This is a genomic window from Phocaeicola sartorii JCM 17136 = DSM 21941, assembly GCF_054653615.1.
In genome coordinates, this window is record NZ_BAAIFW010000006.1 from 922,670 (window position 1) to 945,406 (window position 22,737).

At 49.5% G+C, this 22,737-nt stretch carries 25 protein-coding genes and 1 pseudogene; 11 read left to right on the plus strand and 15 right to left on the minus strand.

Translation table 11 applies throughout. The annotated features are described in order from the left end of the window. Positions 1-16: 16 nt before the first annotated feature. From ACYQ0C_RS20845 to ACYQ0C_RS20875, 7 genes are all read right to left on the minus strand, one after another. On the minus strand, positions 17-307 hold the full coding sequence (locus tag ACYQ0C_RS20845; protein ID WP_025076936.1) for a nitrous oxide-stimulated promoter family protein: 291 nt from the start codon (positions 305-307) through the stop codon (positions 17-19). Further along, positions 308-790: a pyridoxamine 5'-phosphate oxidase family protein gene (locus ACYQ0C_RS20850; RefSeq protein WP_016274758.1), complete on the minus strand. Its 483-nt coding sequence runs from the start codon at positions 788-790 to the stop codon at positions 308-310. Positions 791-940: 150 nt separating this feature from the next. Next, on the minus strand, positions 941-1,141 hold the full coding sequence (locus ACYQ0C_RS20855) for a hypothetical protein (protein WP_301395890.1): 201 nt from the start codon (positions 1,139-1,141) through the stop codon (positions 941-943). 48 nt (positions 1,142-1,189) lie between these two features. Further along, entirely contained in the window at positions 1,190-1,375 is a 186-nt protein-coding gene (locus ACYQ0C_RS20860; protein ID WP_128811927.1) for a hypothetical protein, read from the minus strand. A gap of 8 nt (positions 1,376-1,383) precedes the next feature. Further along, positions 1,384-3,480 (minus strand): type IA DNA topoisomerase, encoded by a 2,097-nt coding sequence (locus tag ACYQ0C_RS20865; RefSeq protein ID WP_016274760.1) that lies wholly within the window; start codon positions 3,478-3,480, stop codon positions 1,384-1,386. Positions 3,481-3,562: 82 nt separating this feature from the next. Continuing rightward, positions 3,563-3,823, minus strand: a complete 261-nt coding sequence (locus tag ACYQ0C_RS20870) for a DUF4099 domain-containing protein (protein WP_025076935.1) — start codon at positions 3,821-3,823, stop codon at positions 3,563-3,565. A gap of 30 nt (positions 3,824-3,853) precedes the next feature. Next, complete coding sequence (locus ACYQ0C_RS20875; RefSeq protein WP_016274762.1) at positions 3,854-5,680, minus strand: DUF3945 domain-containing protein; 1,827 nt, start codon at positions 5,678-5,680, stop codon at positions 3,854-3,856. Positions 5,681-6,371: 691 nt separating this feature from the next. Between ACYQ0C_RS20875 and ACYQ0C_RS20880 the strand changes: the two genes are divergently transcribed. Both ACYQ0C_RS20880 and ACYQ0C_RS20885 read left to right on the plus strand, forming a co-directional pair. Next, positions 6,372-7,175: a type IV toxin-antitoxin system AbiEi family antitoxin domain-containing protein gene (locus ACYQ0C_RS20880; RefSeq protein ID WP_016274764.1), complete on the plus strand. Its 804-nt coding sequence runs from the start codon at positions 6,372-6,374 to the stop codon at positions 7,173-7,175. Next, on the plus strand, positions 7,172-7,966 hold the full coding sequence (locus ACYQ0C_RS20885; protein ID WP_016274765.1) for a nucleotidyl transferase AbiEii/AbiGii toxin family protein: 795 nt from the start codon (positions 7,172-7,174) through the stop codon (positions 7,964-7,966). Before ACYQ0C_RS20880 ends, ACYQ0C_RS20885 begins: the two co-directional genes overlap by 4 nt. 414 nt (positions 7,967-8,380) lie before the next feature. Here ACYQ0C_RS20885 and ACYQ0C_RS20890 read toward each other — a convergent pair whose 3' ends face one another. The 6 genes from ACYQ0C_RS20890 to mobA form a co-directional block, all read right to left on the minus strand. After that, the gene (locus tag ACYQ0C_RS20890; RefSeq protein ID WP_016274766.1) at positions 8,381-8,701 is read right to left on the minus strand and encodes a hypothetical protein; all 321 of its coding nucleotides are present in this window, start codon (positions 8,699-8,701) and stop codon (positions 8,381-8,383) included. A gap of 6 nt (positions 8,702-8,707) precedes the next feature. Next, positions 8,708-9,157, minus strand: a complete 450-nt coding sequence (locus tag ACYQ0C_RS20895) for a hypothetical protein (protein ID WP_016274767.1) — start codon at positions 9,155-9,157, stop codon at positions 8,708-8,710. Positions 9,158-9,179: 22 nt separating this feature from the next. Continuing rightward, positions 9,180-9,620 carry a hypothetical protein gene (locus ACYQ0C_RS20900; RefSeq protein WP_016274768.1) on the minus strand — a complete coding sequence of 147 codons (441 nt, stop codon included), beginning with the start codon at positions 9,618-9,620 and terminating at the stop codon, positions 9,180-9,182. A gap of 221 nt (positions 9,621-9,841) precedes the next feature. Then, complete coding sequence (mobC, locus tag ACYQ0C_RS20905) at positions 9,842-11,872, minus strand: conjugal transfer protein MobC (protein ID WP_016274769.1); 2,031 nt, start codon at positions 11,870-11,872, stop codon at positions 9,842-9,844. A gap of 36 nt (positions 11,873-11,908) precedes the next feature. Beyond that, positions 11,909-13,168, minus strand: coding sequence for a conjugal transfer protein MobB (gene mobB / locus ACYQ0C_RS20910; RefSeq protein WP_016274770.1), 1,260 nt, complete (start codon positions 13,166-13,168; stop codon positions 11,909-11,911). Between the two features lies 1 nt (position 13,169). Continuing rightward, on the minus strand, positions 13,170-13,610 hold the full coding sequence (mobA, locus tag ACYQ0C_RS20915) for a conjugal transfer protein MobA (RefSeq protein WP_016274771.1): 441 nt from the start codon (positions 13,608-13,610) through the stop codon (positions 13,170-13,172). A 630-nt stretch (positions 13,611-14,240) separates the two neighbouring features. Here mobA and ACYQ0C_RS20920 point away from each other — a divergent pair. From ACYQ0C_RS20920 to ACYQ0C_RS20940, 5 genes are read left to right on the plus strand one after another with little or no spacing between them, the layout of a single operon-like run. Beyond that, positions 14,241-15,014 (plus strand): ParA family protein, encoded by a 774-nt coding sequence (locus ACYQ0C_RS20920; protein ID WP_016274772.1) that lies wholly within the window; start codon positions 14,241-14,243, stop codon positions 15,012-15,014. Then, a complete protein-coding gene (locus ACYQ0C_RS20925) occupies positions 15,001-15,444 on the plus strand; it encodes a DUF3408 domain-containing protein (protein WP_016274773.1) in 444 nt (147 codons plus the stop codon). Before ACYQ0C_RS20920 ends, ACYQ0C_RS20925 begins: the two co-directional genes overlap by 14 nt. A gap of 1 nt (position 15,445) precedes the next feature. After that, a complete protein-coding gene (locus ACYQ0C_RS20930; protein WP_016274774.1) occupies positions 15,446-15,730 on the plus strand; it encodes a DUF3408 domain-containing protein in 285 nt (94 codons plus the stop codon). Between the two features lie 2 nt (positions 15,731-15,732). Then, on the plus strand, positions 15,733-16,062 hold the full coding sequence (locus ACYQ0C_RS20935) for a DUF3408 domain-containing protein (RefSeq protein WP_016274775.1): 330 nt from the start codon (positions 15,733-15,735) through the stop codon (positions 16,060-16,062). Between the two features lies 1 nt (position 16,063). Beyond that, positions 16,064-16,801: a DUF4122 family protein gene (locus ACYQ0C_RS20940; RefSeq protein ID WP_016274776.1), complete on the plus strand. Its 738-nt coding sequence runs from the start codon at positions 16,064-16,066 to the stop codon at positions 16,799-16,801. A 77-nt stretch (positions 16,802-16,878) separates the two neighbouring features. Here ACYQ0C_RS20940 and ACYQ0C_RS20945 read toward each other — a convergent pair whose 3' ends face one another. Together ACYQ0C_RS20945 and ACYQ0C_RS20950 are read right to left on the minus strand one after the other, a co-directional pair. Continuing rightward, positions 16,879-17,754, minus strand: a complete 876-nt coding sequence (locus ACYQ0C_RS20945; RefSeq protein WP_016274777.1) for a hypothetical protein — start codon at positions 17,752-17,754, stop codon at positions 16,879-16,881. A gap of 8 nt (positions 17,755-17,762) precedes the next feature. Next, the gene (locus ACYQ0C_RS20950; protein WP_016274778.1) at positions 17,763-18,986 is read right to left on the minus strand and encodes a hypothetical protein; all 1,224 of its coding nucleotides are present in this window, start codon (positions 18,984-18,986) and stop codon (positions 17,763-17,765) included. 396 nt (positions 18,987-19,382) lie between these two features. On the opposite strand from ACYQ0C_RS20950, the gene ACYQ0C_RS20955 reads away from it, so the two are divergent. From ACYQ0C_RS20955 to ACYQ0C_RS20970, 4 genes and pseudogenes are all read left to right on the plus strand, one after another. After that, positions 19,383-19,679, plus strand: a complete 297-nt coding sequence (locus ACYQ0C_RS20955; RefSeq protein ID WP_016274779.1) for a DUF4134 domain-containing protein — start codon at positions 19,383-19,385, stop codon at positions 19,677-19,679. 2 nt (positions 19,680-19,681) lie between these two features. Beyond that, a complete protein-coding gene (locus tag ACYQ0C_RS20960) occupies positions 19,682-20,014 on the plus strand; it encodes a DUF4133 domain-containing protein (RefSeq protein ID WP_025076933.1) in 333 nt (110 codons plus the stop codon). Continuing rightward, positions 20,011-21,330 (plus strand): annotated as a pseudogene (locus tag ACYQ0C_RS20965) (TraG family conjugative transposon ATPase); the annotation flags it as partial. The gene ACYQ0C_RS20960 and the pseudogene ACYQ0C_RS20965, both read left to right, overlap by 4 nt. Positions 21,331-21,506: 176 nt before the next feature. Next, on the plus strand, positions 21,507-22,736 hold the full coding sequence (locus ACYQ0C_RS20970) for a site-specific integrase (RefSeq protein ID WP_007656426.1): 1,230 nt from the start codon (positions 21,507-21,509) through the stop codon (positions 22,734-22,736). Position 22,737 lies beyond the last annotated feature (1 nt).

Below are 22,737 nucleotides of genomic sequence, written 5' to 3' on the forward strand. Positions count from 1 at the left end.
TCCCCGAATGCCTTTATTATTTCCCGATTAGATGTCGGATAGCCATTATCGGGTGATAAATGAGCATCCTCGGGCCGGAAAAGCGCATGACCGTCTTTATTTTTTCTTTCATATCCGGACGGTAACAATGTATCCTGCATTTGCGGCAACTTCCTTTCGAATCGCTGAAAGGACAATGGCGCAGACGGCTTTCGGCATACCTCGCCAAATTCTCACACCCGGGACAAGTATCTCTATTTCCCTCTTTCAGGCGGCAATATAGACGGATCATCTCTTTTACGATCCTGATTTCGTATTCTATCTTCATTTATGGTTTGGATTTGCCGACCGGCGGTTCTGTGAGTGTTATTTTGACAACGGTTGTGCGGTCGAGGCTACGCTTGATCGCTTCATCAAAATTCCCCATGTAATTAGGTAAAAAGCGTTGGCAGAGCAGACGCAAAGCCATAATCTTTTCCGCGTTATCAGTCACAATCTCCGCCTCCCCTAAAGCGACGGCAGAGTCATAATACATAGTAAAATTCTTTTTCCCGGTCTCAAATTTCGGGGAGCATCGGCTGACGGCACTCAGACTGACAATGGGATTGGCCCTTATGCAATCCATCTTCTCCCCCTCGTCGGCGCAATGGAAATAAAACGTGTGCCCCTCCCCCCGTATCAACGACAGCGGGAGTCCGTATGGCGTTCCGTCCGGTCGTATCATCGACATCGTTACAAAGGGAGCACGGTCAAACACATTAAGCGCCCAGTCCTCATCTTTCTGCCTTGCTGCTTTTCTCATCTGCTTCATATCGCAAATTTAAGAAAAAATAAAGGAATAACAATCTGATTGTTCCTGAAGCATCAAGAAGCATCCAGTCATATCGGATAGAGAGACAGCATTATCTATCCGATAAAATATTGTGATTAATATTTATAGGACATATGGCATTGTGACATTTCAGAAAATCAGACCGCTGATTATGGCGAACAGCAGAGCCGCCGCCACTATGATGCAGGCAATCTTATAGAGGAATCGGAGGAATCCTCTGAAAAACACTATTGCCAACGCCGCCCATACAGGTGACACGCCCCTTGTATAGAGGTATCCGAACACGGCGGCCAAAGCGAGTATCAGGATTGCTTTCCACAGCCAACTCATGCCTGTGATTCTTGTGATAAGTGCAGATGCTTTCATAACTGTAAATATTTACCGGGGGTGACACGGTGTCATCCGGCTTTCGGAGGCTCCCCCGTGGCGCGCCTCCACAGGCAAGGCTACGGGTAAAAATACCGGAGCGCAGCGAGGATGATTTTTGCCCGTACCGCGAGGCCCGGCCTTGACGGAGGAAACAGGCGTGCCACGAACTTCGCCTCCGAATCCGAGTGACGGCATTCACTGTCCTATCTCTTTCTTGAAGATTTCCTGTCAGGGAAAGCGAGCGTGACATTGTAGCCGCTGTCGAAAACAAGCATGGCATCGAATGAATTTCCCTTCTTCCCCTTGAACCCCTTTATCAGCTTAGTCCTGCCGGATGACAGCAACTGCTCGATATGGCTGTCCGTTAGTTCCTTGTTCAAGAAACGTCTGAACACCAGCAGGCCGCAGGATGTATTGTCGCACCGGGCGGTCTTGGCCCGTATCACGACATTCCCTTTGCCGCATTTGGGACATGGGCGGGAATGCACCGGGGTGACAGGCACTGTGATTCCGAGTATCTCAGTGGTGGCCTTGCGCGTATAGCCGACGATGGCGTTTATGAATGTCGATGGTTCAAGGGTATGCCGTTCGATCTGCAACAGTGTGTTTTCCCAGCTGCCTGTCATGCCTACATCCGCCACGAGCATATCCTTCACGGCATCGTACAGTGCCAGTCCCTTGTCGGTCGGCACGATGCACTTACCGGCACGACGTATATAGTCACGTTTAACCAGAGTGGCGATAATGGCCGCACGGGTGGCGGGTGTGCCGATGCCTATGTCGCGGACAGCCTCGCGCGCCTTCTCATCGGCGATATCCTTGCCGCACGATTCCATTGCGGCAAGGAGGGTGGCCTCGGTGTACAAAGGGCGCGGCATGGTCTTCCTCTGCGCCAGCCCGTGTCCCGAAACCGGCGCGGTGTCACCAACTGAAAAGGCTGGGCAAGCCGCATTGTCATCGGATTCATCCTCGCCACGGTCCTCCTTGCGGTCGAACACGGCACGCCAGCCTGGTATTACGACGGACGAGGACTTGGAACGGAACGGCATCCCGCAGATTTCGGCTTCGGTCAGGTGTGTTTCGGTGACACACGGGGGCGAGAATGCTTCGAGCATACGCCCTGCAATCATCAGATAGACGGCACGTTCGTCACCGGAAATGCCCGAAGGTGCGACACCGGTGACAATCAGAGCGTGATGGTCGGTCACTTTGGAGTCGTTTACGCTTGGGTTGTTGAGCACCAATAGGTCAAAAGTGGCGCCGTAGGCGTGGAATTCCTGCATGGCGCACACCTTTTGCAGAAGTTCCTGCATGGTTCGCATGACATCCTGCGGTATGTAACGGCTCCCGGTTCGCGGATAGGATATCAGTTTCTTCTCGTAGAGCGACTGCGCCACGGCCAGAGTCTTCTCGGCGGTCATGTCGTGGTACACGTTGCAGTCCTTCTGGAGCGTCGTGAGGTCGTACAAAAGCGGCGGCTGGCGGTCGGAGCGCCTGCATTCCGCCTTGGTGATACGCCCTGTGGCACCGGGGACGATGCGGGAAAAGGCGGCGTCAGCCTGTGTCTTCTCCCTGAAATCCTCCTTGTGGAAGAAACGGCACAGCCTGCCGTCCTTGGAGAGAGTCACATGTAGCTGCCAGTAAGGGACGGACACGAAATCACGGTTCTCACGGAAACGGGCGCATACCATAGACAGCGTGGGTGTCTGCACACGCCCTATCGAGCTGTTGGAATCCCCCGACACGCAGGCGAGGGCGCGACTGGCGTTCATTCCCACAAGCCAGTCGGCTTTCGCGCGACAGTCTGCGGCGGCATGAAGGCTGTCGTACTCACGACCGTCGCGCAGGTTCGCCATGCCGATACGGATTGCCTCGTCTGTGAGCGACGATATCCACAGCCTGCGGAAAGGCTTGGTGTAGCCGAGGTATTCATAGATATATCGGAAAATGAGTTCCCCTTCGCGTCCGGCATCGGTCGCCACGATGATGTTGTCGCATTTCGAGAACACATCGTCGATGATCTTGAGCTGTTTTGCGGCGACGATGTCCGTCACCATGCCACGGTCGGTACGGATCTGGCGCACCACCAGCCGGAATGGGTCGGGAATCATGGGAAGACTTTCGGTAGATGTCCGGTCGTAACCGTATGCGCCCGGCATGGCGAGCGACACGAGGTGTCCGAGCGCCCATGTCACCATATAGCCGTTGCCGGCAGAGTAACCCTCTTTGCGTATGTTTGCGCCGACGACACGGGCTATGTCCTGCCCGACACTCGGCTTTTCAGTTATGATTGCTATCATATTGGTGAAAATTTAGCCGTTCCCCGCCATAGTCAGGGAGGCAGGGAACGGCGGTTTGACATTGGGTTATATAAGAACTCTGTTATGCGGGCTTGATGCCGATAATCTCAAGGAGAGGTTCACCGTTTTCCCTGTGTACAAGCTGCAAGGTGGCGTCAAGGACGACATCCACACCGAGGAGCACAAGACTGAGGGATATCACACCGGTTTTCCCTCCTTGCAGGAGCGTGTCGAGTTCGCCGGCCATCTCCAGCTCGTCACGGAGTATGCCGATGGATTCCAGTTCGCCCCAGTCCACATCTTCGGCATTGAAAGGAGTTATGTTTTCCTGATTCATTGTCATGGTCTTTTACGTTACACATTATTTATATCGTCAGCCGACACTCTGGCCTTTCGGCTTGCGGTTCTGCTGTCCTTGTCCCTGCGACTGACGTCGTTCCTGGGCCTGGGCAACGACATTACGCTGCGAGGCATCGCGCTTGCGGGTGGGATCCTCGTTGTAGTAATCCAGACGGCCGGTATTGAAGTTGGCCTTAACATATTGGGCGAATGGTTTCTTGTCAAAGCCTATCATCCCTTCGATGAGCACGGCCTTGCCGTCCTGAAGCTGGGCGCGCTCGGTAGCGGTCAGAGTCCTGCCCCACAGTTCTGCGGGAATTTTGAACTGCTCCCGCTGCTCGAAGCCGTCCATAGTTTTTGCATAACTGAGGCGCCCGGTCTCAAGATCTGCCCGGATATAGGATGAAAATTCCTCACCCCTGCGTGTAACCATGTCGTTCAGGAAGATAGTACGGCCTTCCCGTAACGCGTCACGTTCCTCACCGGTGAGCTTCACACCGTTGATTTCCTTGGGGATATATATTTCACGGTCTCCTTCGGGAGAATCCGGATTGTAGCGCGTGTATGCGGGACGTCCGCTTTGCGGGTCGAGCTTGACAAACGATGAGAAGTATTCACCGTCCTTGCGCTTCATATCCTCCACGAAGATAGCTTTGCCGAGGTTAAGGTCCTCTACCTGCTGCTTGGTGAGCTTCACGCCACCGAGTTCCTGACGGTTGAACACTCGGTCATTCTCAAAGATGTATTCTATTCCGCGACGCTCGGCACTGATCTGCACCTTGGCATCGAAATCGTTGCCGGCCTGCGACTTCATACCTTCGAGGAATACAGCCTTCCCTTCTATCAGGTCGTTCTTCTCCTGTTCGGTAAGCTTCACGCCCTTGATTTCATCGGGTATGAATACGTTCTCGGCCTTCATAGCCACGACCTCGTTGGTGAGCTTGTCGATACTGATGAAAGTGGGAATCATCTCGCCGCTTCGTGACTTGAGTTCCACCACACGTCCCATGTTTCCGGTCTCCAACAGGTTCTTCTTGTCCTCGTCAGAGAATATATGCCCGAAATACGGGCGATCGAGATCCGGTTTCTGACGCATACCGTGGATGGCGAGCACCACGGGGCCGTTAGGCGACTGCTGGAACGACAGGCGTGCGTCCGTGCGGAGCACGGCTGAGCCGAAGTTCATGGTTATAGGCACCATCTGGTTGGTCTTGTAGCCACGGAGCATCTGGTCGAGCAGTCCGCGCTCGGCGAGATAGTCGCGCGAGATGCCGAACAAATTGAGTTGTTCCCAGTCGATCATTGACTCGTTGTAACGCAGGGCGCGCTGTTCCGGCTGTTGTCCGGCGGCTGCGGTCTGCTGTGCATGTACCTCACGGGGTGACATCCGCACTTCTTCATTGTCTTTTTGTTTCTTTGCCATTTCTTCTACATTTTGATTATAGGTATTGTTTTGCTGCTTCCCCTTTGGGGTAATCTCGTATTTCTTGAGGAATTCCTCCACCGCGTCGGTTTTCTTCCCAGCTGCGATATCCTCTATCGCCTGCCTTACATCGGGGTCGTCAAGGTGCTTGTCCTTTACCGACAGGATGCCGAAGCGTGTGGGGTCTTTGAGCTGGCTCCAGAAATTCTTGAGGAAATTCTCGAACATGTCCGCATAGCGGTCGATTTTCAGGAACGAGTTTCGGTGTTTCGTATCTGCCGGGACAGCTTCATGTCGCCCGTTCTTGTCAAGTTTTGACACCGCCTGCAATATCAGCTCCATCTTGTCAAGGATGAACACGATGTCGCTCATCTGCTCGTTCTCGGTGATTTTGGGTGTCGGTAGATCTGGTTCCGCCCTTGCTGATTTTTTTGCCATACATTGAAGTATTTAGAGTGAATAAATAAGTGTTTCCACTGCAAATATAGGCTCTAAAATCATACAAAATACTGATTTGCAAATACTTGACAATTCATTGCATCGTATGTCATCACGTTGCACCGCAGGGTGTCACACAAAAGGCCGCAATGAGCCAATTACGAGGCGAAAAAGACAGGTACGGAGGGAAACGGAAAGGAGAACAGACTGGGCGAAGAAAACGACCGTAATATGCAGAATTGAGAGGCGGAGCTGCTTTTGTCCCCGCTTATATCCGTCAGTAAAAAACAGGCGGCACGATTATGTGTGTTCTCGTAATATGGCATCGTCTGTGGCACCGTCAATATTCCATAATGCCGGCACCACAGTTTTTCAGTTGACCGTTTTATGCGTCATCGGTCGGCATCGCTTGCTAAGTCCCGGCCGACACTACAACTCGGAGGGGCGAAACCGGAGCGTTTTTTCCAAGAAAAATTACCGCAGGGAATTTTTTGCAGGAAAACCCGGAGGGCCTGAACGTGAGGATTTCGGTCTCCGAGTTACCTTGATAAAGGGACTTAGCCGGCGATGCCGACTGAAGCTGAATTTATGATGGTAATTCATGGAATAATACATCATAAGCACCAAATATGCGCTAAAAAAGTGCGTTGATACTCAAATTTTGATTACCTTTGCACCAAAATCAGTCATCATGACAATTAGAGAATGGATCAGAGATAGAGAAATCAGCGGCTTCCCAACCTTTTCGGTTGATGATGTGAGGTCGGCCTTTACTAATTATTCGGAACAATCCATCAAGAATGATTTGTTCCGGTTATCATCACAAGGTATATTGTATCCTGTATACAGAGGATTTTATGTTATAATGCCCCCACATTACGCGGCAAAAAGAATGATACCGCCTATATATTATATAGATCAGCTGATGGCATATCTGAACAAACCATACTATATCAGCCTGCTGAGCGCGGCAGAAATTTTAGGGGCAGCCCATCAACGGCCGCAAAAATTTTCAGTAATGACTGTATTCCCAAAATCCACAGTGTCTTCGGCAAAAAACGACTCGCTTGTATGGGAATATCGAAAGGAGATTCCATCGGATTTTCTACTATCCCGCAATTCTGAAACAGGTACGATTCTTTACTCAAATTCCGAATTGACAGCCATTGATATTGTACAGTATGAACAATATATAGGAGGTCTTTCAAGAGCGGCTACCATTCTTGAAGAACTGACTGAGAACCTTGATTTTCATGGAGTGTCCGACAGTTTGTTGGACTATACATCAATAGCGACCATACAACGTCTTGGATATATGCTTGAAGATGTTTTGGGGCAGACGGAAATTGCAGACGTGCTATATACGGAATTGAGGTCATACGCAAAACGTTTCAGGTATGTTCCTCTCAATACGCGAAAAACCGTTGAGAATGCAGAAAAGAATTCCCGTTGGAAAGTCTATATAAACTCGATAATAGAAACAGACGAAATATGATAAACAGAACAGCCATTACCCAATGGAACAGAATTGTTCCCTGGAATGACAATGCACAGGTTGAACAGGACCTTATCATCTCCCGTGCGCTGGTTGCTATTTTCAGTGATGAATTCCTTGCCTCCCAGTTGGCATTCAGAGGTGGAACCGCCCTGCATAAGTTATATCTGTCGCCCCAGCCCAGATACAGCGAGGATATTGATCTGGTACAGATTGCGTCGGGACCAATAAAACCAATCATGTACAGATTGGGGGAAGTCCTTGATTTCCTACCTGACCGGGTTACGAAACAAAAGAGATACAACAACACGATGTTGTTTCGTATGGAATCGGAAATCCCGCCTACAATTCCCCTGCGATTGAAAATAGAGATAAACTGTTTTGAACACTTCAGTGAACTCGGACTTGTCAAGGTGCCATTTGAGATGGAAAACAGCTGGTTTTCCGGCAAATGCGAGATTACTACATATAGTCTGAACGAGTTATTAGGAACAAAGCTAAGAGCTTTATACCAAAGAAAAAAAGGACGGGACCTTTTCGATTTATATATTGCATTATCAGAGGCATCTGTTGATGTCGATGAAATCATGCGTTGTTACAACCGTTATATGACGTTTGCCGTGCAGCAACCACCTACATACAAACAGTTTATCAACAATATGGAGGAAAAGATGTCGGATCTGGATTTCTTAGGCGACACAAAAAGCCTTATCCGTCCTGACAGAGAATTTGATCCACTATCGGGTTACGAACTTGTCCGCTCGCAATTGATAAGTCGGTTACAAAAGTAGAGCATGAATTTTTACAATAGTTCGTTTAGATCTTTCCGAGTGGGTTATCCATTTTGTTCGTAATAGAAAGCCGGATGATGATCCTACCGCATTGGCTGATATTGCGCAAATGTAAGGATATGCAAGAAGTATAAGAAGTCGGTATTATTGCTCCCAAAATATGAAAATTAGACTTTTAAAACTCATTTTTTGCAGATATTCCGCAAGATTTTAGTTTTGATTGTCTTTTTGGAGTGCTTTGGAACAAATTATTGCAGACTATTCGTCCGGTGCTTTTAAAAATGGCGATATAGATGGCATAATAAAATTATGGATGGCGTGATAAATGACGTGATAAAATTTGAACCGACTACCACAGGACATAAAAGACAGCGGAACCTGCTATAATGTGGATTCCGCTGTTTTCTTGCGTTTTTATTGTGTAATCACATTTGGCATTTTTGGCAGCGTAGGAATTCTCATATCATCACAGGCGTCCTTCAATGCCGCCCAATAGCCGCCATACTCGGTATGGTCTTCGTGCATACTTTCCGCAATCCGGTCAAGGGCTTCATCACTGACAGCACCGGCAACATATCCTGCGGATATTATATCCTCACGCGACACGGTTAAGACAACAGCATATCCGTCATTGCGTGACAGTTCCAGCTGTATTTTATCAAGGAGCTTTTCTGACGGCCCATTATCCGGATGCGTGCGGATATACTCCGCACATTCTTTCAGCAACGTTATCATAAGCAATCATTTATTATTTGAAAGTTCTTCTTCTGTCCATCTGCCGAATCTGTAGCATCCGACCAGTATGAAATCCTCACAGCCATATTCTGCCAGAGATTTGAAATCGGAAAGGCAGTCGCAGTAATAGAATATGCTCTCTTCCATTGCTGCGGATTTGTCATCCGCCTTCAATGATATTTTTATATCATGCTCATTGCCGTCATCCTTGTACACTATCCGGCAGTCGGCATAGTCCGGTTCCGTGTCCGAATAAGACTTGAATTCCCGGTACAGTCTGTCGATGTCCAGTTTTACTTCATCGGGGTCTGTCAGTTCCGGACAGGTATCACAATTCTCGCACTGTCCGTATAGGAAAGACTCATCCGTATAACGCTTGAACACATTACCGTTGGGATTTACTATCGCCTCGCAAGCGACATTGGTGCTTCCGCACCTTGTACATATGACACTCATATTTTCTATTTTATGTTGGTTCTCAATCATAATCATGGAGGAATTTCGGTGTATTATCTCCAGCCCAATTGTCAAACTGGTAGCACTGTACCATTATGAAATCCTCACCGCCATATTCAGCCAGAGATTTCAAATCGGAAATGCTGTCGCAATGATAAAATATGCGTTCATCCGCCTTCAATGAGATTTTTACATTCAAGTCGTTCCCGTCATTCTTGTACACTATCCGGCAGTTGGCATAATCCGGCTCCGTGTCCGAATAAGACTTGAATTCCTGATACAATCTGTCAATATCCATTTTGACTTCATCGGGATCGGTCAGTTCCGGATATGTACCGCAATCCTCGCACTGTCCGTACAGGAAAGACTCATCCGTATAACGCTTGAACACATTGCTGTTGGGATTTACTATCGCTTCACAAGCGACATTGGTGCTTCCACACCTTGTACATATAACATTCATATATCTTCTATTTAATTTATTATAAATTCTTATCGGACACAGCAGCCTGTGTCCTATTCTTGCCGCCATGACAGCCACACGCCGGACAGTGCAAGGCTTTCGGGAAAAATACCGCAAGCCCCGCAGGGCGCGGAAGATTTTTCCACGAAACCCGCAGGGCCCGGCCTTGCATCCGTCCGAAAGGTGTGTGGCTACCTTTGCGGATAGAATAGACACCGGCTTTATTTCTCCCCGTCCTCTCCGTTATCCTCCGATGGGAGCAGATGCTGTAATTCCGGGTCGTTCTTGATGCGTTCCATCTCGTCGACGATTATCTGCTCTACATCATTCTTTATCTGAGAATAGTTCCTTTCAATCTGTTCCTGCATGATGTCGTTGCCATCCTCGTCCAGAAAATCATTGATTACAGGTATTTTCTTGTAGGCTTTTGTCTCTGCCGTCACTTTTGCGCTGTCAACGATGATGCGCGAGTGAAAGATCTTCTGGTCTATCTCCTCGCCGAAGTTGTCGGCAACGCTGCCGACGAACGTGCCCTGCGACAGATTTGCTATCTTGGATGCGGGAATGAGGAAATCGAGCTGGGTGTTTATCGAAGTGGAAGTGTCATGCCGATTGATGGATACCGACTGGCGCTGCTGGAGTATTTTTCCGAAGCGTTCCGACAGGTTCTTTGCCGTCTCGCCTACGACCTGTCCGCTGAATATGTTGCCGACAGTGTTCTGTATGACCTTCGCCTCCTTGTCGCCGTAGTCGCGCGCAAGCTGGGAGAAGTCCTGGAAGCCGAGACACACCGCCACCTTGTTGGAGCGCGCCGTGGCTATGAGGTTGTCGATGCCGCGAAAATATATGGTAGGGAGTTCGTCAATGATGATGGAACTTTTGAGTTGTCCTTTCTTGTTTATAAGTTTGACTATGCGGCTGTTGTAAAGTCCGAGTGCTGCCGAATATATGTTTTGCCTGTCCGGATTGTTGCCCACGCACAGTATTTTGGGAGCCTTCGGGTTGTTAAGGTCGAGCGTGAAATCATCTCCCGTCATGACCCAGTACAGCTGGGGTGAGATCATTCTCGAAAGAGGTATCTTAGCAGAAGCTATCTGGCCTTGGAGCTGGTCCTGGGCACCACCTTTCCATGCGTCCATGAAGGGTGACAGGTAGTTCTCAAGGGACGGATAGGAGGTTAGGATGGTGAATATGTCGGCATAAGGCTTGTTCAGGAACTCGATGGCATGGGGGAAGGTGCAGTAGCGCCCCTCCTTGTATATGCGGAGGTACCATATTATAGCGGCGAGCAGGATAATCGGCGACTCAACGAAGAAATCTCCCTGTTTCTGTATCCATGTCTTGTTCAAATTCAGGAGTATGGTGTATGCCGATTCGTATGCGTCGCTGATATCCGCCATGAACCGTGGGTTGATAGGATTGCATCTATGCGAGCGACGCGGGTCATCGAAATTTATCACATAGAACTCAGGCTTTACCTTGTACTTGTCGAGATTTTTCAGCAGCTCGTTATAGGCGATAATTGAGAGGTCATCGAACTTGTAATCATACAGGTACATCGCGAACCCTTTGGAGATCTGCTGCCTGATATAGTTGTTCACCACCGCGTAGCTCTTTCCGGAACCCGGCGTGCCCAGGACTATCGATGCACGGAACGGGTTAACCACGTTTATCCATCCGTCCCACTCCCGTCCCTGGTACACGAACCTGGTCGGCAGGTTCACCGAATACTCGTTCTCCATGAGACGGGTTTCCTGCATGAAGCTCTCGTTGGCCGTGTTGAAGACATCTTCCATAAGGTTGTGACGGAACATGCGGCTCGTCCAGATTCCGGCCATGAGCAGCAGTATATATCCGGCCGTGAGTGTGACGGTGTATAACGCCGCATTCACCATAGGCGACAGCGGCAAGGAAAGCATCCACCAGTTCATGAAGAAAAGCACGAGTCCCGATATGTAGGCTCCGTAAATTTTCTCCCATGTCATCTTCCGGTTCTTGACTCCCTTGGTGCCGAGGCATGACAGGGCGAGGAATATCAGTGCGAACATCTTGGTCAATAGTAGATTCTTGAAAAGTCCCGCAGTCCGCTGGAAGTTCAGCAGTATGCGGTCAACGACACCGATGTTCACGCCGAGGTCGGTTATAGCCTGATAGCAGTACCAGTAAACGTGTATCACTAAGAATATTATGGAGATGGCGCGCATGAATTCCATGACTTTCGCCAGTCCCCGGAGGTCATCTTCCTGTTGCATATGGGATAATTTTTAATGGGTTTATAATATTAGTTGTCATTGCAGGCCGCGATAACGGCGTTTCTTCTTTTTCTTTCGGAGCAGACGGTTCGCCAGAGTCTCCTCCTGCGGATCGGGGCCATTGGTGTCGAGAGACAGTATTCCGAAAGCCTGTTGTATCGCTTCGCCCATGTCGGTGACAGCATTGGAATGTGTGCCAATACGCAGGTCGTTGTTAAGTCCGTCAAGCCCCGGAATATCTGTATTGGAATTGAAAAGATTCTCGAAAACATTTGCCGAGAACTCCTTGCCGAGCCGGGAGCCGTTATACACCTCTTTATTGCGGTGGTCAATGAAAGTGGCGCCGTATATGCGCCCGTCATCGTTCTCACGGAACACCACGTCTATGCCGCGCAAGGCCAGTATAGACACGAAAGTGTCACGGTCGCCACGGCAACCGTGCTTGGCAAAGGTGACATCATTCGCAATCTTCGGCTGCCATTTCTTCGCCTTGTAGTCACGCGCGTTGTAGCCGATACGTTTCTGTATCCCCTCATACCCGAACCTCTTGCCAATAAGCGATGACTTGACAGGTGTGCTGACCGGACGACCCGAATCATCGGTAATCGCATAGACAATACCGTTGTAGGGAGCTCCGTCATGTTCGCCTTTCACCTGTTTCGCCTCGATGTTGAAGCATGACAGCAACGCGCTGTATTCTCCGAACGACTGGAATCGGTATGACGAGAACACGCTCTTGAGTATGTTGCCGATCTGACGCTTCACATCACCGTCACGGTAATCGGCCTTTTTCAGATATGGTTCCAGCAGCTCGCGGCGTTTGTCAGCCACCTGCTGCAAACCGAATTTCCGTTCCAGCTCGCGGCAGGCGCGCATGGAGCGGTTCCACTCGTATGAGTCGTCGATCTTCTCTCCGCGCTCGTTCACGCAGGTTGACACTATATGTATGTGGCGGCGCTCTATGTCTTCGTGAAGGAACACTATGTATGGCTGAGAACCATAGCCCATCTTGCGCATATACTCGTCGGCAAGCATTGCCAGCTGCTTTTCCGAGAGATTGTCATCAAGCGACGGATTGAGAGATATATGCAGTATAGGCTTGTCCGTGTTCTTGTTTGCCAAAAGGTATTTCCGGAAGCCGTAGATGGCATTCTGCATATTCATATCGGGGCAGTTGGCCGAATCAGTAATCATTCCATTCCCCGATATTATACGCGCGGTCCTGTCATCCACCTTCTGCCAGTTATAGGCGAGTGCCCCGTAGAGCGAAACGCCCCGGTTGATTTTCGCCACCATGTCAGTCCGGGAGATGGGTGTCAAGATACTTCTCCTTGTACTCGTTGATGAGAGCCACTATCTGGCGGCTCACTATCACAAGTTCGACGGTCTCCTTCTCCAATTTGCGGAGCAGCACGAAGGCCCTCTTGTCTCCGAAATTGGTCTTTACGGCTTTTACCACTTGGTTGTAGTTGTTGCCTATCGCCTGGAACTGGTGATAGAAATTGGTGAGCCGGATGTAGAAATCCGTCGTCGCAGGATCTATCTTGATTATTTTAATAGTCCGATTCAGCAACACGGATTTGATGAATTTGGAGTGATGCACCGCCTCTGATTTCTGAAACATCAGTTTGAACTGACGGTTCTCATCCTCGTCCATACGGACAACATAACGGTATCTTTCGGGTTTGGCCTTAGGTTTCCGCCCGCCTTTCCTTCGTTGCGGGTTCTCTTTTTTCATACGGTTAAATACATTTTTCAGTTACTGATAATCCGGCACGGATTTCCGACTTTGGAGGAAATCCCCTCCCGAGCCGTCAGGCGAGCGGCAAGTTGTTTCGAGGCACGAAATTTATTTCGTGTGCCGAGAAACACAACTTGCTATGTTCGCTTGAACATGAATTTTCCTTCGTCAAATTGTTTCCGGCCCTCTTGCCTGACATTAGTTGGGATTTCCACCGATTGCATCGGTCCGTTTCCTTGTCGGTGGCAAAGTTACAGGCATTTATCCGGCTGTAAAATAGGGTGTTATATGCAACGTGATGACATAAGGTGACACGTAATGTTAGGGGCTTGACAAGATGGTTGAAAGTCGAAAAAATCTCCTTTTATTTGCAGTGTGATTGAGATCCGCAAGTCAGTAGTGACCGATTGAAAGATTGAGAGACATCTTGACTGAGTGAGGTCAATCAGGCACGAGTGACAGAGTGACTGCACTTAAAGAATCAGTAAATCACGAATGAGTGAATGCCCGAACTCATGTATGTATAAATAACTGACAGAGGTCATTAATGAGCGTACATATTCAGTCATACGGACATGCACTCATGCAGGAATGAATTCAGTATCATATAACATAAAAAACGTAGACATGAAAAAAGAACCATTATTCGTTGCCATCAGCAACCAGAAAGGCGGGGTCGGCAAATCCGCCATCACAATCATGCTGGCCGGGTATTTCCACTACCTGAAAGGTCTTAATGTGGCCGTGGTGGACTGTGACTTTCCACAGTTCAGCCTTATCCGTATGAAAGAGCGCGATATGCGCACAGTTGAGAACAGCGAGTATTTCCGCCAGCTTTTGGTGAACCAGTGGAACCGTATCCATAAAAAAGCCTACGCCATCGTGGGGGCGCAGGCGGAAAATGCGAGGGAAGCGACAGACCAGCTAAGGAAAGACGGTGAATACGACCTCATTCTTGTCGATCTGCCCGGCACCGTGAATTCAGCAGGTGTCATCCGTACCATAATCAACATGGACTATGTGATAACCCCGATTATCGCAGACCGCATCGTTATGCACAGCAGCCTCTCATTCTCAACCACCGTGTTGGAATATGTGCGGGAACACCCGGACATTCCGTTAAAGGACATTCTTTTCTTCTGGAACAAAAAAGATGCCCGCGCATCCACGGAGGTGTTCGACGCATATAACAGCATCATGAAGGATCTCGGACTCACCCTGCTGGATGCGGTCATACCGGACACCAACCGTTATGACAAGGAACTGTCAACACAATCTAAAAACTACTTCCGATGCACACTTTTCCCGCCTCCGGCCAAACTGATGAAAGGCAGCGGATTGTCCGAACTTGCGGAAGAACTGATTGTCAAACTTAAATTGGACGGACATGGAGAGAAATAGAAATAAAGTGGAAGTCAATGAAGACATGATAAAAGATATCATGGCAGGCGATATCCTGGTATTCGGCAAGGGCAAGCAGACCAAATCAGTCGCAGACCGGACTACGAGTGACCCGGCTGAACCAGACACAAAGACAAAGGCAGAACCGGTACCCGGTGAAAAAACACCTTCACGTCCTAAAAAACGTAAGGATGAGAGTAACGACTACCGCGCACTGTATCTATCACCGGGGAATGTGACACATCGCCAACAGACTTATATCAGTCAGGCGAACTACCAGTTCCTTAAGCGTTTCCTTCCGATTGTTGCACCGGAGGTAAGCATATCCCGATACGTGGACAACATTTTGTCCCTTCATCTTGAACAATACAAGGAGGAGATTGACCGGATTTACAATAACGAGATTACCAACCCATTATACGACAACTGATATGAAAACAGAACCAAAGGCAACCAGGTCGAAAACAAAGAAGATAAAAAACTCATCCGACTACCGCGAAGTATTCCTGACCAACACGCAGGCTTCCAACCGCTCCCATGTCTACATCGACAGGGAGATTGTGGACTGCATCAAGCGCTATCTACCTATAATAGCCCCCGGTGTCAGCGTGTCCGGGTATCTCAGCAACATATTCAAGGATCATATCCAGTGTCACTGGAATAAAATCCATGAACTGTATATCAACGAATCAGTAAAACCCCTAAAACGAATGTAAGTATGGAAAAGCCAATCAAAAAAGCCAGTATTAATGAAACGCAGCCATGCGAAATATCCAATATGGATATGACTACGAGAAAAAATCACTATGATGGAGCAAGCTATAGACGCAAGTTCCTGAAGAATAATCCACAGGGACGACGTGTGCAGGTATATATTGACCGTAGCCTGCATGAGCAGATCAAGCATTTTCTTCCGGCGGTAGCACCCGATGTCAGCTTGTCGAGCTATATAACAAACATAGTGGAAGAGCATTTCGAGCGATATATCGACGAGATAAACAGAAGGTACGAGAAAAGTTTCTCGCCAATCAAACTAAATGCCAAATGATATGATGACCAAAATCTATCTGACCGTTAACATTATATGTGCAGTCTATATCCTATACCGGCTCTGGCTCTTCCTGTTCCGCCGTAAGGCAGAAGGTCTATGGGACCGGCTATACCGTTGGGCGCGCATGATCCGCATAATGATGTGGCGATGGCACAAAAGACGGATGGCCTCCAAAGCCGAACGAGAAAAACGCCTCACTGTCCGTAACCAAAAGAAGAAAAAGGAAGCAGCGGCTGTTGCCCCCTCTACACATTGTGAGGTGATTGGCAAGACCAAGAGTGTATATATCCCGGATCCCAAGAAAGCAAAAGAACCGGTCAGAAGCGAGCCGCTGCCAGAATCTGATTTCATCGGCGAGGACGATGATATTTCAGCCGATGATGTGGATGACATTCTGGAGCCTATGGATGATAAGGATTTGCAGGAACTTATGGAACCGGGCTTGTCCGAGGCCGACCCAGACTTCTCCCAGGCCATGACATACGACGACATTAACAATATGGTCGCGGTGGCTTCGGGTGCAAATAAGGATGAGACCGATACTATCCGTGCTGTCGAGACTCTGTATTCCATCCGTCAGTCTGACATCTACGAGTTTATTGTCAGTGAATCTGACAATAAGGATAGGATTGAGAGGCTTATGAACGAGCGTTTTGATGAAAAAGCTGCCCCGAATAAGCATTCTGAACGACTTGAAGCACAAACATCCGGCTTTGATTGGAGCCAATATGTATAAGCACTATACTCAAAAAAGGGAATGAGCTGCAATGTGCAGTCCATTCCCTTTTTGATTTATGGCATTTACCGGCGCTATCAGAATTCAAAGTCATCCATATCCTGTTTATCCTGCATATTCTGTTTATTCCTGTTCCTGCGGTTAAGGTATCTCCAGTCATCATCCAAAAGGCTGAACGATCTGAAGGGATAACGTGATTCATATATCGATTCGTCATACCGATGTTCGCTTACCAGCTTGTGGGTGCGGATTATATGGTACACGAAACGGTAGCATTTCATCAGATCACCAAGTATCGTGTTCTCGGTATCGGTATGCGGATTATAGTATCCGCATGAGAGGTTTATACAAGACACGGGCAGTCCCCGTGTCTTGAGCGTATATACATCGGTCAGCATCCCGGCACATTCCGCATACCCGTATTTCTCCGGTTCAACCGCACTAATGAAATCATCGGAGCAGAGCGGTGTACCGTTTATCCGTGTCACCATGTCGCTGTTCCCTCTGCGGTCGCACTGTATCACGAAACGGCAGTCATTGAAAAAATCCATGTCGGCACGGCCGCTTCCGACACAGCCCGTTTCCTCCCCGACGAAGAAAGCGCATTTCATATTCTTGAAACGCTCAAGCATTTTGAAGCATATCCAGATTCCGTTCTTGTCATCGGCACCGATGCCTGTCTGACATCGTTTGCGCCTGTCATATCCAATTACCATTTCATCGGCCACGACATATGCGCCATAGCTCCCGGTCTTGTTGCGGTGCACCTCGTCGATGTGTGCCACCACACAGGGGTAGGTGTCGGCATTGCCTTTGACGGCATAGATATTTCCGGTCCTGTCTTTCCGGCAGGCAACACCCATCTTTTTAAGTTCCGCCATTATGTATTTCGCCATACGCTTTTCCTTGCCCGACGGTGAAGCGATATTATACAGTTCTATCAGTCTTTCCATTCGCTCTATCAGTTATTGAACAGCCTTTCGATTTGCAGGTAGCGTTTCAGTTGAGGCATAGGTTTCCCCCTTTTGAACAGTGAGGATGGATATTGTTCCCCTTTATAGATAACCGGATGCCCGTTCAACACCTTCCCGAATATTGTCTCCGTATAGATTTCCGACATGCACTGTCCACAGAATTTGTTAAGGGAATCTTCATGCACCCGATTGCAACGCGGACACACATAAGCGGTACGCGTCGCATATCCGCTTGTTGACTGGCAATCGGCAATCTGGCTGCGGGTGTAGTAATTGCTGAGTTCAAGACATTCACCATTTATGGCAAGATTACTGAAAGTATCAAGATAGGGAACCCCTCTTTTGTGCCACTGACCTACCGGCACATCAAGCACAAGATCAGCGGAAGTCTCGTCACCTTCTTCCAACTCCGCTATGGGGTTCAGGACAACGACTTCCCGTTGATGAGAGAAATCATTGTATTTCTTTCGGAAGATTATCCCTGCTTTCCGCGCAGCATCCTTCATCATGTCGATGACGAATGTATGGGATGTGTATATACGGTCCATGAGTGACACATCCACATCGACCTCGTATTCCCGATGCCATCTGATTCCTTCCCATATGATTGCACGTCCGAGGATGTTTGAATCCTTGTCCTTGGCGACAAGGATTTTGGCTCCTGCGAAGTTACGGTAGAAGTCGGCTGCGTTACGTGCCTTCTCCTCGGTACGCATACATGAGTTGTGCAGTGTCGAATCCCCGCTGTCAGTAGTTATGGTGTAGTTGTCTTCGCAGTACGCCTCGAAGAAATCCTTCATGCCGGAACAGCTCTTTATCGTCACCCGGCTGTCGAGCGCGATGGCGCTGATGAAATACTTTATCTCCACGGAGTCATATTCGGGGAGATTCTTGAACAGCCCCACAAATGTCGAGGGGTCGATGTCCGTGCGGTTTTCTTTGAACCACGGCGCGCTCGGATTGCCTTTGTCCGGGAAGTTCTCGTGTTCAAGGTTCTTGGCGCAGGCCGTGAACATGATGCGTATCTTATGATAAGAGTCATGGTTCGCCTTGATGCGTTTGGTCGTGAAATAGTTGTATGTACCCCTGATTATTTCCGAAGCGTCGCGGTTCTTTCCCAGTTCGGACAGAATATCCTCCGCCACCACGCTTCCGTTGGCCGCCGCGTTTTGCAGGCGTGACTTCATTTCGGGACTGATGCTGATTTTCATATATACAGAATTTTTAATTAGACATGGACCGGCTCTCGGAGCCAGTGTTCCGGTTTTCTTACGGCCATCACAGCCGTGGACCGGATTGTGCAAGGCTTTTTGGAAAAATACCGGAGCGCAGCGAGGATGATTTTTCCAAAAACTGCAAGGCCCGGCCTTGCTCAATCCACAAGGGACACGGCTAATTTTGCCGTCAAGAAAATCGGAATCATGGCACATCCTTTTCTATCCTCCGTCCATGCTTCTTATGTGTATTTCTCGCCACGCGACATCATTGGCGATGCAACGTGATGACATACGGCGACACGCATCGTCTGACTTGTAAATCAAAGGATTAAGTGCTATATATTTGTGGTCGAAATCATTTTTTTGTCTCACTTTTAAATGTTTCGACACATGAAGAAAAGAATCATTCTTGCAGCGGTGGCACTCCTCGCCACGGCAGGGGCATACGCCCAGGGTAACGGTATCGGCGGCATCACGGAAGCCACCAACATGGTGACATCCTACTTCGATCCCGCGACCAAACTCATCTACGCCATCGGAGCCGTCGTCGGCCTTATCGGCGGAGTCAAGGTCTATTCAAAGTTCTCGTCCGGCGACCCGGACACCTCCAAGACCGCGGCCTCCTGGTTCGGTGCCTGCATCTTCCTGATAGTGGCGGCCACGATTCTCCGTTCATTCTTCCTCTGACCATGGCGGAATACCAGGTAAACAAGGGGATAGGACGCAGCCCGGAATTCAAGGGCCTCAAAAGCCGGTACCTGTTCATCTTCGCCGGCGGACTTCTCGCGCTGTTCGTGATTTTCGTGGTGATGTACATGGCCGGCATAGACCAGTGGGTGTGCATAGGGTTCGGAACTGTATCCGCCTCGGCGCTTGTCTGGGGCACGTTCCGGCTCAACGCCCGCTACGGCGAGTTCGGACTCATGAAATTGCAGGCGTCGCGTAACCGTCCCCGCCACATCATCAGCCGCAGGAGCTTCCACCGGCTGTTTTCAGCAACCTCCAAAAAAAGAAGCGTATGAGAAACGTAATGAAAGCCGCCACACTTGAGAGCAAGTTTCCCTTGCTCGCCGTGGAGGAGGGCTGCATCATCAGCAAGGACGCGGACATAACCGTGGCATACCGCGTGGAGCTGCCCGAGCTGTTCACGCTCACGCAGGCCGAGTACGAGGCGGTGCATTCCGCATGGGCCAAGGCGGTGAAGGTGCTTCCGGCATACAGCATAGTGCACAAGCAGGACTTCTTCATCGAGGAAAGCTACAAGCCGGACATCTGCCGTGACGACCTGAGTTTCCTCAGTCGTTCCTTCGAGCGGCATTTCAACGAGCGTCCATACCTGCGCCACGACTGCTACCTGTTCCTCACCAAGACCTCGAAGGAGCGGAGCCGCACGATGAGCAACTTCAACGCGCTCACGCGGGGATTCATCATCCCCAAGGAGATGCAGGACCGGGAGACGGCGGCACGTTTCCTCGAAGCATGCTCCCAGTTCGAGCGCATAATCAACGACAGCGGCTTTGTCAGGATAAGCCGCCTGTCCGATGCCGATATCACCGGCACGGAGAAAAGCGCGGGCATCATCGAGAAGTATTTCTCGCTCTCGCAGGAGGACACCACCTGCCTGCAAGACATCACCCTTGAACCGGGAGAGATGCGCATAGGCGACAAATTCCTGTGCCTGCACACGCTGTCGGACCCGGAGGATCTGCCGTCAAGTGTAGCGACGGATTCGCGTTACGAGCGTCTGTCCACCGACCGCAGTGACTGCCGCCTGTCGTTCGCAGCGCCCATAGGTGTGTTGCTGACCTGCAACCATATCGTGAACCAGTACCTGTTCATCGACGACTCCGCCGAGAACCTGCGCAGGTTCGAGCAGACCGCCCGCAACATGCACTCGCTGTCGCGTTACAGCCGCTCCAACCAGATAAATCGTGAATGGATAGAGGAATATCTGAACGAGGCCCACAGCAAGGGGCTGACCTCGATACGCGCGCACTGCAACGTGATGGCGTGGAGCGACGACCGCGAGAAGCTGAAACGTGTCAAGAACGACGTGGGGAGCCAGCTGGCGCTCATGGAGGCGAAGCCGCGCCACAACACCGTTGACCTCCCCACGCTGTTCTGGGCGGCAATCCCAGGCAACGCGGGCGATTTCCCGGCAGAGGAGAGTTTCTACACCTTTATCGAACAGGCGCTGTGCCTGTTCGTGCAGGAAACATCCGGCAGGGACTCGCTTTCCCCGTTCGGTATGCGCATGGTTGACCGCCTGACCGGGAAACCTGTCCATCTGGATATTTCCGACCTGCCGATGAAGACCGGCGTGATAACCAACCGTAATAATACCCTATATTTTTACCATTTTTATATTGTTTGAGTTTGTATATAAATAACTGATATTTAGAGATTATTAGGAAAATGATTTGGCTTTTGATTTGCTGTTTTTTCCGATAATCTCTATTTTTGTATGCAAATCGTATGTACAAAATAGACGTATAACAATAAACAAGGCAGCCTATGTTCAAGTATTCAAAAGATGGAATATCCGTACTATCGGTACTGGATGCACGTAGGGCGAAGAAAAGCGGTCTGTTCCCTGTCAAGATACAAGTGATACACAACCGCAAGCAGAAATATTATTCCACCGGAAAGGAATTGTCCAAAGAGGACTGGGAAATCCTTGCCGAAAGCAAGAGCCGCAGACTGATTGAGATACGGGCAAGCGTGGAAAACAGTTTCTCCATCATAAAAAGCCAAGTGGAAGCCCTTGCGGAACGTGGGGACTTCTGTTTCGATGCGCTCAGCATGAGGTTGGGCAGGTGTACGGGTACAACCCTTAACACAGCCATACAGGGGAAAATAGACGCATTCAAACTCAACGGGCAGGTAAATTCCTATTATAACTACCGCAGCACGTTGAAAAGCATAGAACGGTTCGCAGGCGGCAGCGTGCCGTTCTCTGCGGTTTCTGCGGACTGGCTGTCACGCCTTGACAAGTTCCTGCGGAACGAGGGCAAGACCGTCACCACCATAAATTTCTATATGAAAGCCCTTAAATGCGTGGTGAATGACGCAAGACGCAACGGGATTTTAAAAGAAGCCCAATACCCGTTCGGCAGGGGGAAGTACGAGATTCCGAGCGGCAACAGCCGAAAGTTAGCCTTGACGATGGAACAGATAAAAAAAGTCGTGACATACAAGGGCAGCAAGACCGTTGAGAAGTACCGGGATTTTTGGTTTTTCTCCTACCTGTGCAACGGTATCAATTTCAGGGATATGCTTTTCTTGCGGTATGGGAACATCGTGGACGGTGAAATCTGCTTTGTACGCTCCAAGACATCGCACACGTCCAACCATATACGGGAAATAAGGGCGGTACTCACTCCCGAAATGCGGGATATTATAAAACGGTGGGGAAACCCTGACGATGGGAAACCCGATACTTTCCTGTTCAAGTACGCCAGAGAAACGGAGGACGAATTTGTCATTTCCAATATTGTCAGACGGGTAACGCACCGTTGCAACATCGCTTTGGCTAAAATAGCCCAAGCTGTCGGTGTCCCCCGTTTCACGACCTATTCCGCCCGGCATTCCTATGCGACTGTCTTAAAACGCAGCGGAACGAACATCGCTTACATATCCGAGAGTTTGGGGCATTCAAGCCTTGCCATCACGGAGAACTACCTCGCCAGTTTCGAGCAGGAGGAGCGGATAAGGAATGCGCAGTTATTAACCAAATTCGATTGAG

Coding starts and splice junctions, on each gene's coding strand:
- ACYQ0C_RS20845 (WP_025076936.1), bottom strand. CDS start 307: ATGAAGATAGAATACGAAATCAGGATCGTAAAAGAGATGATCCGTCTA.
- ACYQ0C_RS20850 (WP_016274758.1), bottom strand. CDS start 790: ATGAAGCAGATGAGAAAAGCAGCAAGGCAGAAAGATGAGGACTGGGCG.
- ACYQ0C_RS20855 (WP_301395890.1), bottom strand. CDS start 1,141: ATGAGTTGGCTGTGGAAAGCAATCCTGATACTCGCTTTGGCCGCCGTG.
- ACYQ0C_RS20860 (WP_128811927.1), bottom strand. CDS start 1,375: ATGCCGTCACTCGGATTCGGAGGCGAAGTTCGTGGCACGCCTGTTTCC.
- ACYQ0C_RS20865 (WP_016274760.1), bottom strand. CDS start 3,480: ATGATAGCAATCATAACTGAAAAGCCGAGTGTCGGGCAGGACATAGCC.
- ACYQ0C_RS20870 (WP_025076935.1), bottom strand. CDS start 3,823: ATGACAATGAATCAGGAAAACATAACTCCTTTCAATGCCGAAGATGTG.
- ACYQ0C_RS20875 (WP_016274762.1), bottom strand. CDS start 5,680: ATGGCAAAAAAATCAGCAAGGGCGGAACCAGATCTACCGACACCCAAA.
- ACYQ0C_RS20880 (WP_016274764.1), top strand. CDS start 6,372: ATGACAATTAGAGAATGGATCAGAGATAGAGAAATCAGCGGCTTCCCA.
- ACYQ0C_RS20885 (WP_016274765.1), top strand. CDS start 7,172: ATGATAAACAGAACAGCCATTACCCAATGGAACAGAATTGTTCCCTGG.
- ACYQ0C_RS20890 (WP_016274766.1), bottom strand. CDS start 8,701: ATGATAACGTTGCTGAAAGAATGTGCGGAGTATATCCGCACGCATCCG.
- ACYQ0C_RS20895 (WP_016274767.1), bottom strand. CDS start 9,157: ATGAGTGTCATATGTACAAGGTGCGGAAGCACCAATGTCGCTTGCGAG.
- ACYQ0C_RS20900 (WP_016274768.1), bottom strand. CDS start 9,620: ATGAATGTTATATGTACAAGGTGTGGAAGCACCAATGTCGCTTGTGAA.
- mobC (WP_016274769.1), bottom strand. CDS start 11,872: ATGCAACAGGAAGATGACCTCCGGGGACTGGCGAAAGTCATGGAATTC.
- mobB (WP_016274770.1), bottom strand. CDS start 13,168: ATGGTGGCGAAAATCAACCGGGGCGTTTCGCTCTACGGGGCACTCGCC.
- mobA (WP_016274771.1), bottom strand. CDS start 13,610: ATGAAAAAAGAGAACCCGCAACGAAGGAAAGGCGGGCGGAAACCTAAG.
- ACYQ0C_RS20920 (WP_016274772.1), top strand. CDS start 14,241: ATGAAAAAAGAACCATTATTCGTTGCCATCAGCAACCAGAAAGGCGGG.
- ACYQ0C_RS20925 (WP_016274773.1), top strand. CDS start 15,001: ATGGAGAGAAATAGAAATAAAGTGGAAGTCAATGAAGACATGATAAAA.
- ACYQ0C_RS20930 (WP_016274774.1), top strand. CDS start 15,446: ATGAAAACAGAACCAAAGGCAACCAGGTCGAAAACAAAGAAGATAAAA.
- ACYQ0C_RS20935 (WP_016274775.1), top strand. CDS start 15,733: ATGGAAAAGCCAATCAAAAAAGCCAGTATTAATGAAACGCAGCCATGC.
- ACYQ0C_RS20940 (WP_016274776.1), top strand. CDS start 16,064: ATGATGACCAAAATCTATCTGACCGTTAACATTATATGTGCAGTCTAT.
- ACYQ0C_RS20945 (WP_016274777.1), bottom strand. CDS start 17,754: ATGGAAAGACTGATAGAACTGTATAATATCGCTTCACCGTCGGGCAAG.
- ACYQ0C_RS20950 (WP_016274778.1), bottom strand. CDS start 18,986: ATGAAAATCAGCATCAGTCCCGAAATGAAGTCACGCCTGCAAAACGCG.
- ACYQ0C_RS20955 (WP_016274779.1), top strand. CDS start 19,383: ATGAAGAAAAGAATCATTCTTGCAGCGGTGGCACTCCTCGCCACGGCA.
- ACYQ0C_RS20960 (WP_025076933.1), top strand. CDS start 19,682: ATGGCGGAATACCAGGTAAACAAGGGGATAGGACGCAGCCCGGAATTC.
- ACYQ0C_RS20970 (WP_007656426.1), top strand. CDS start 21,507: ATGTTCAAGTATTCAAAAGATGGAATATCCGTACTATCGGTACTGGAT.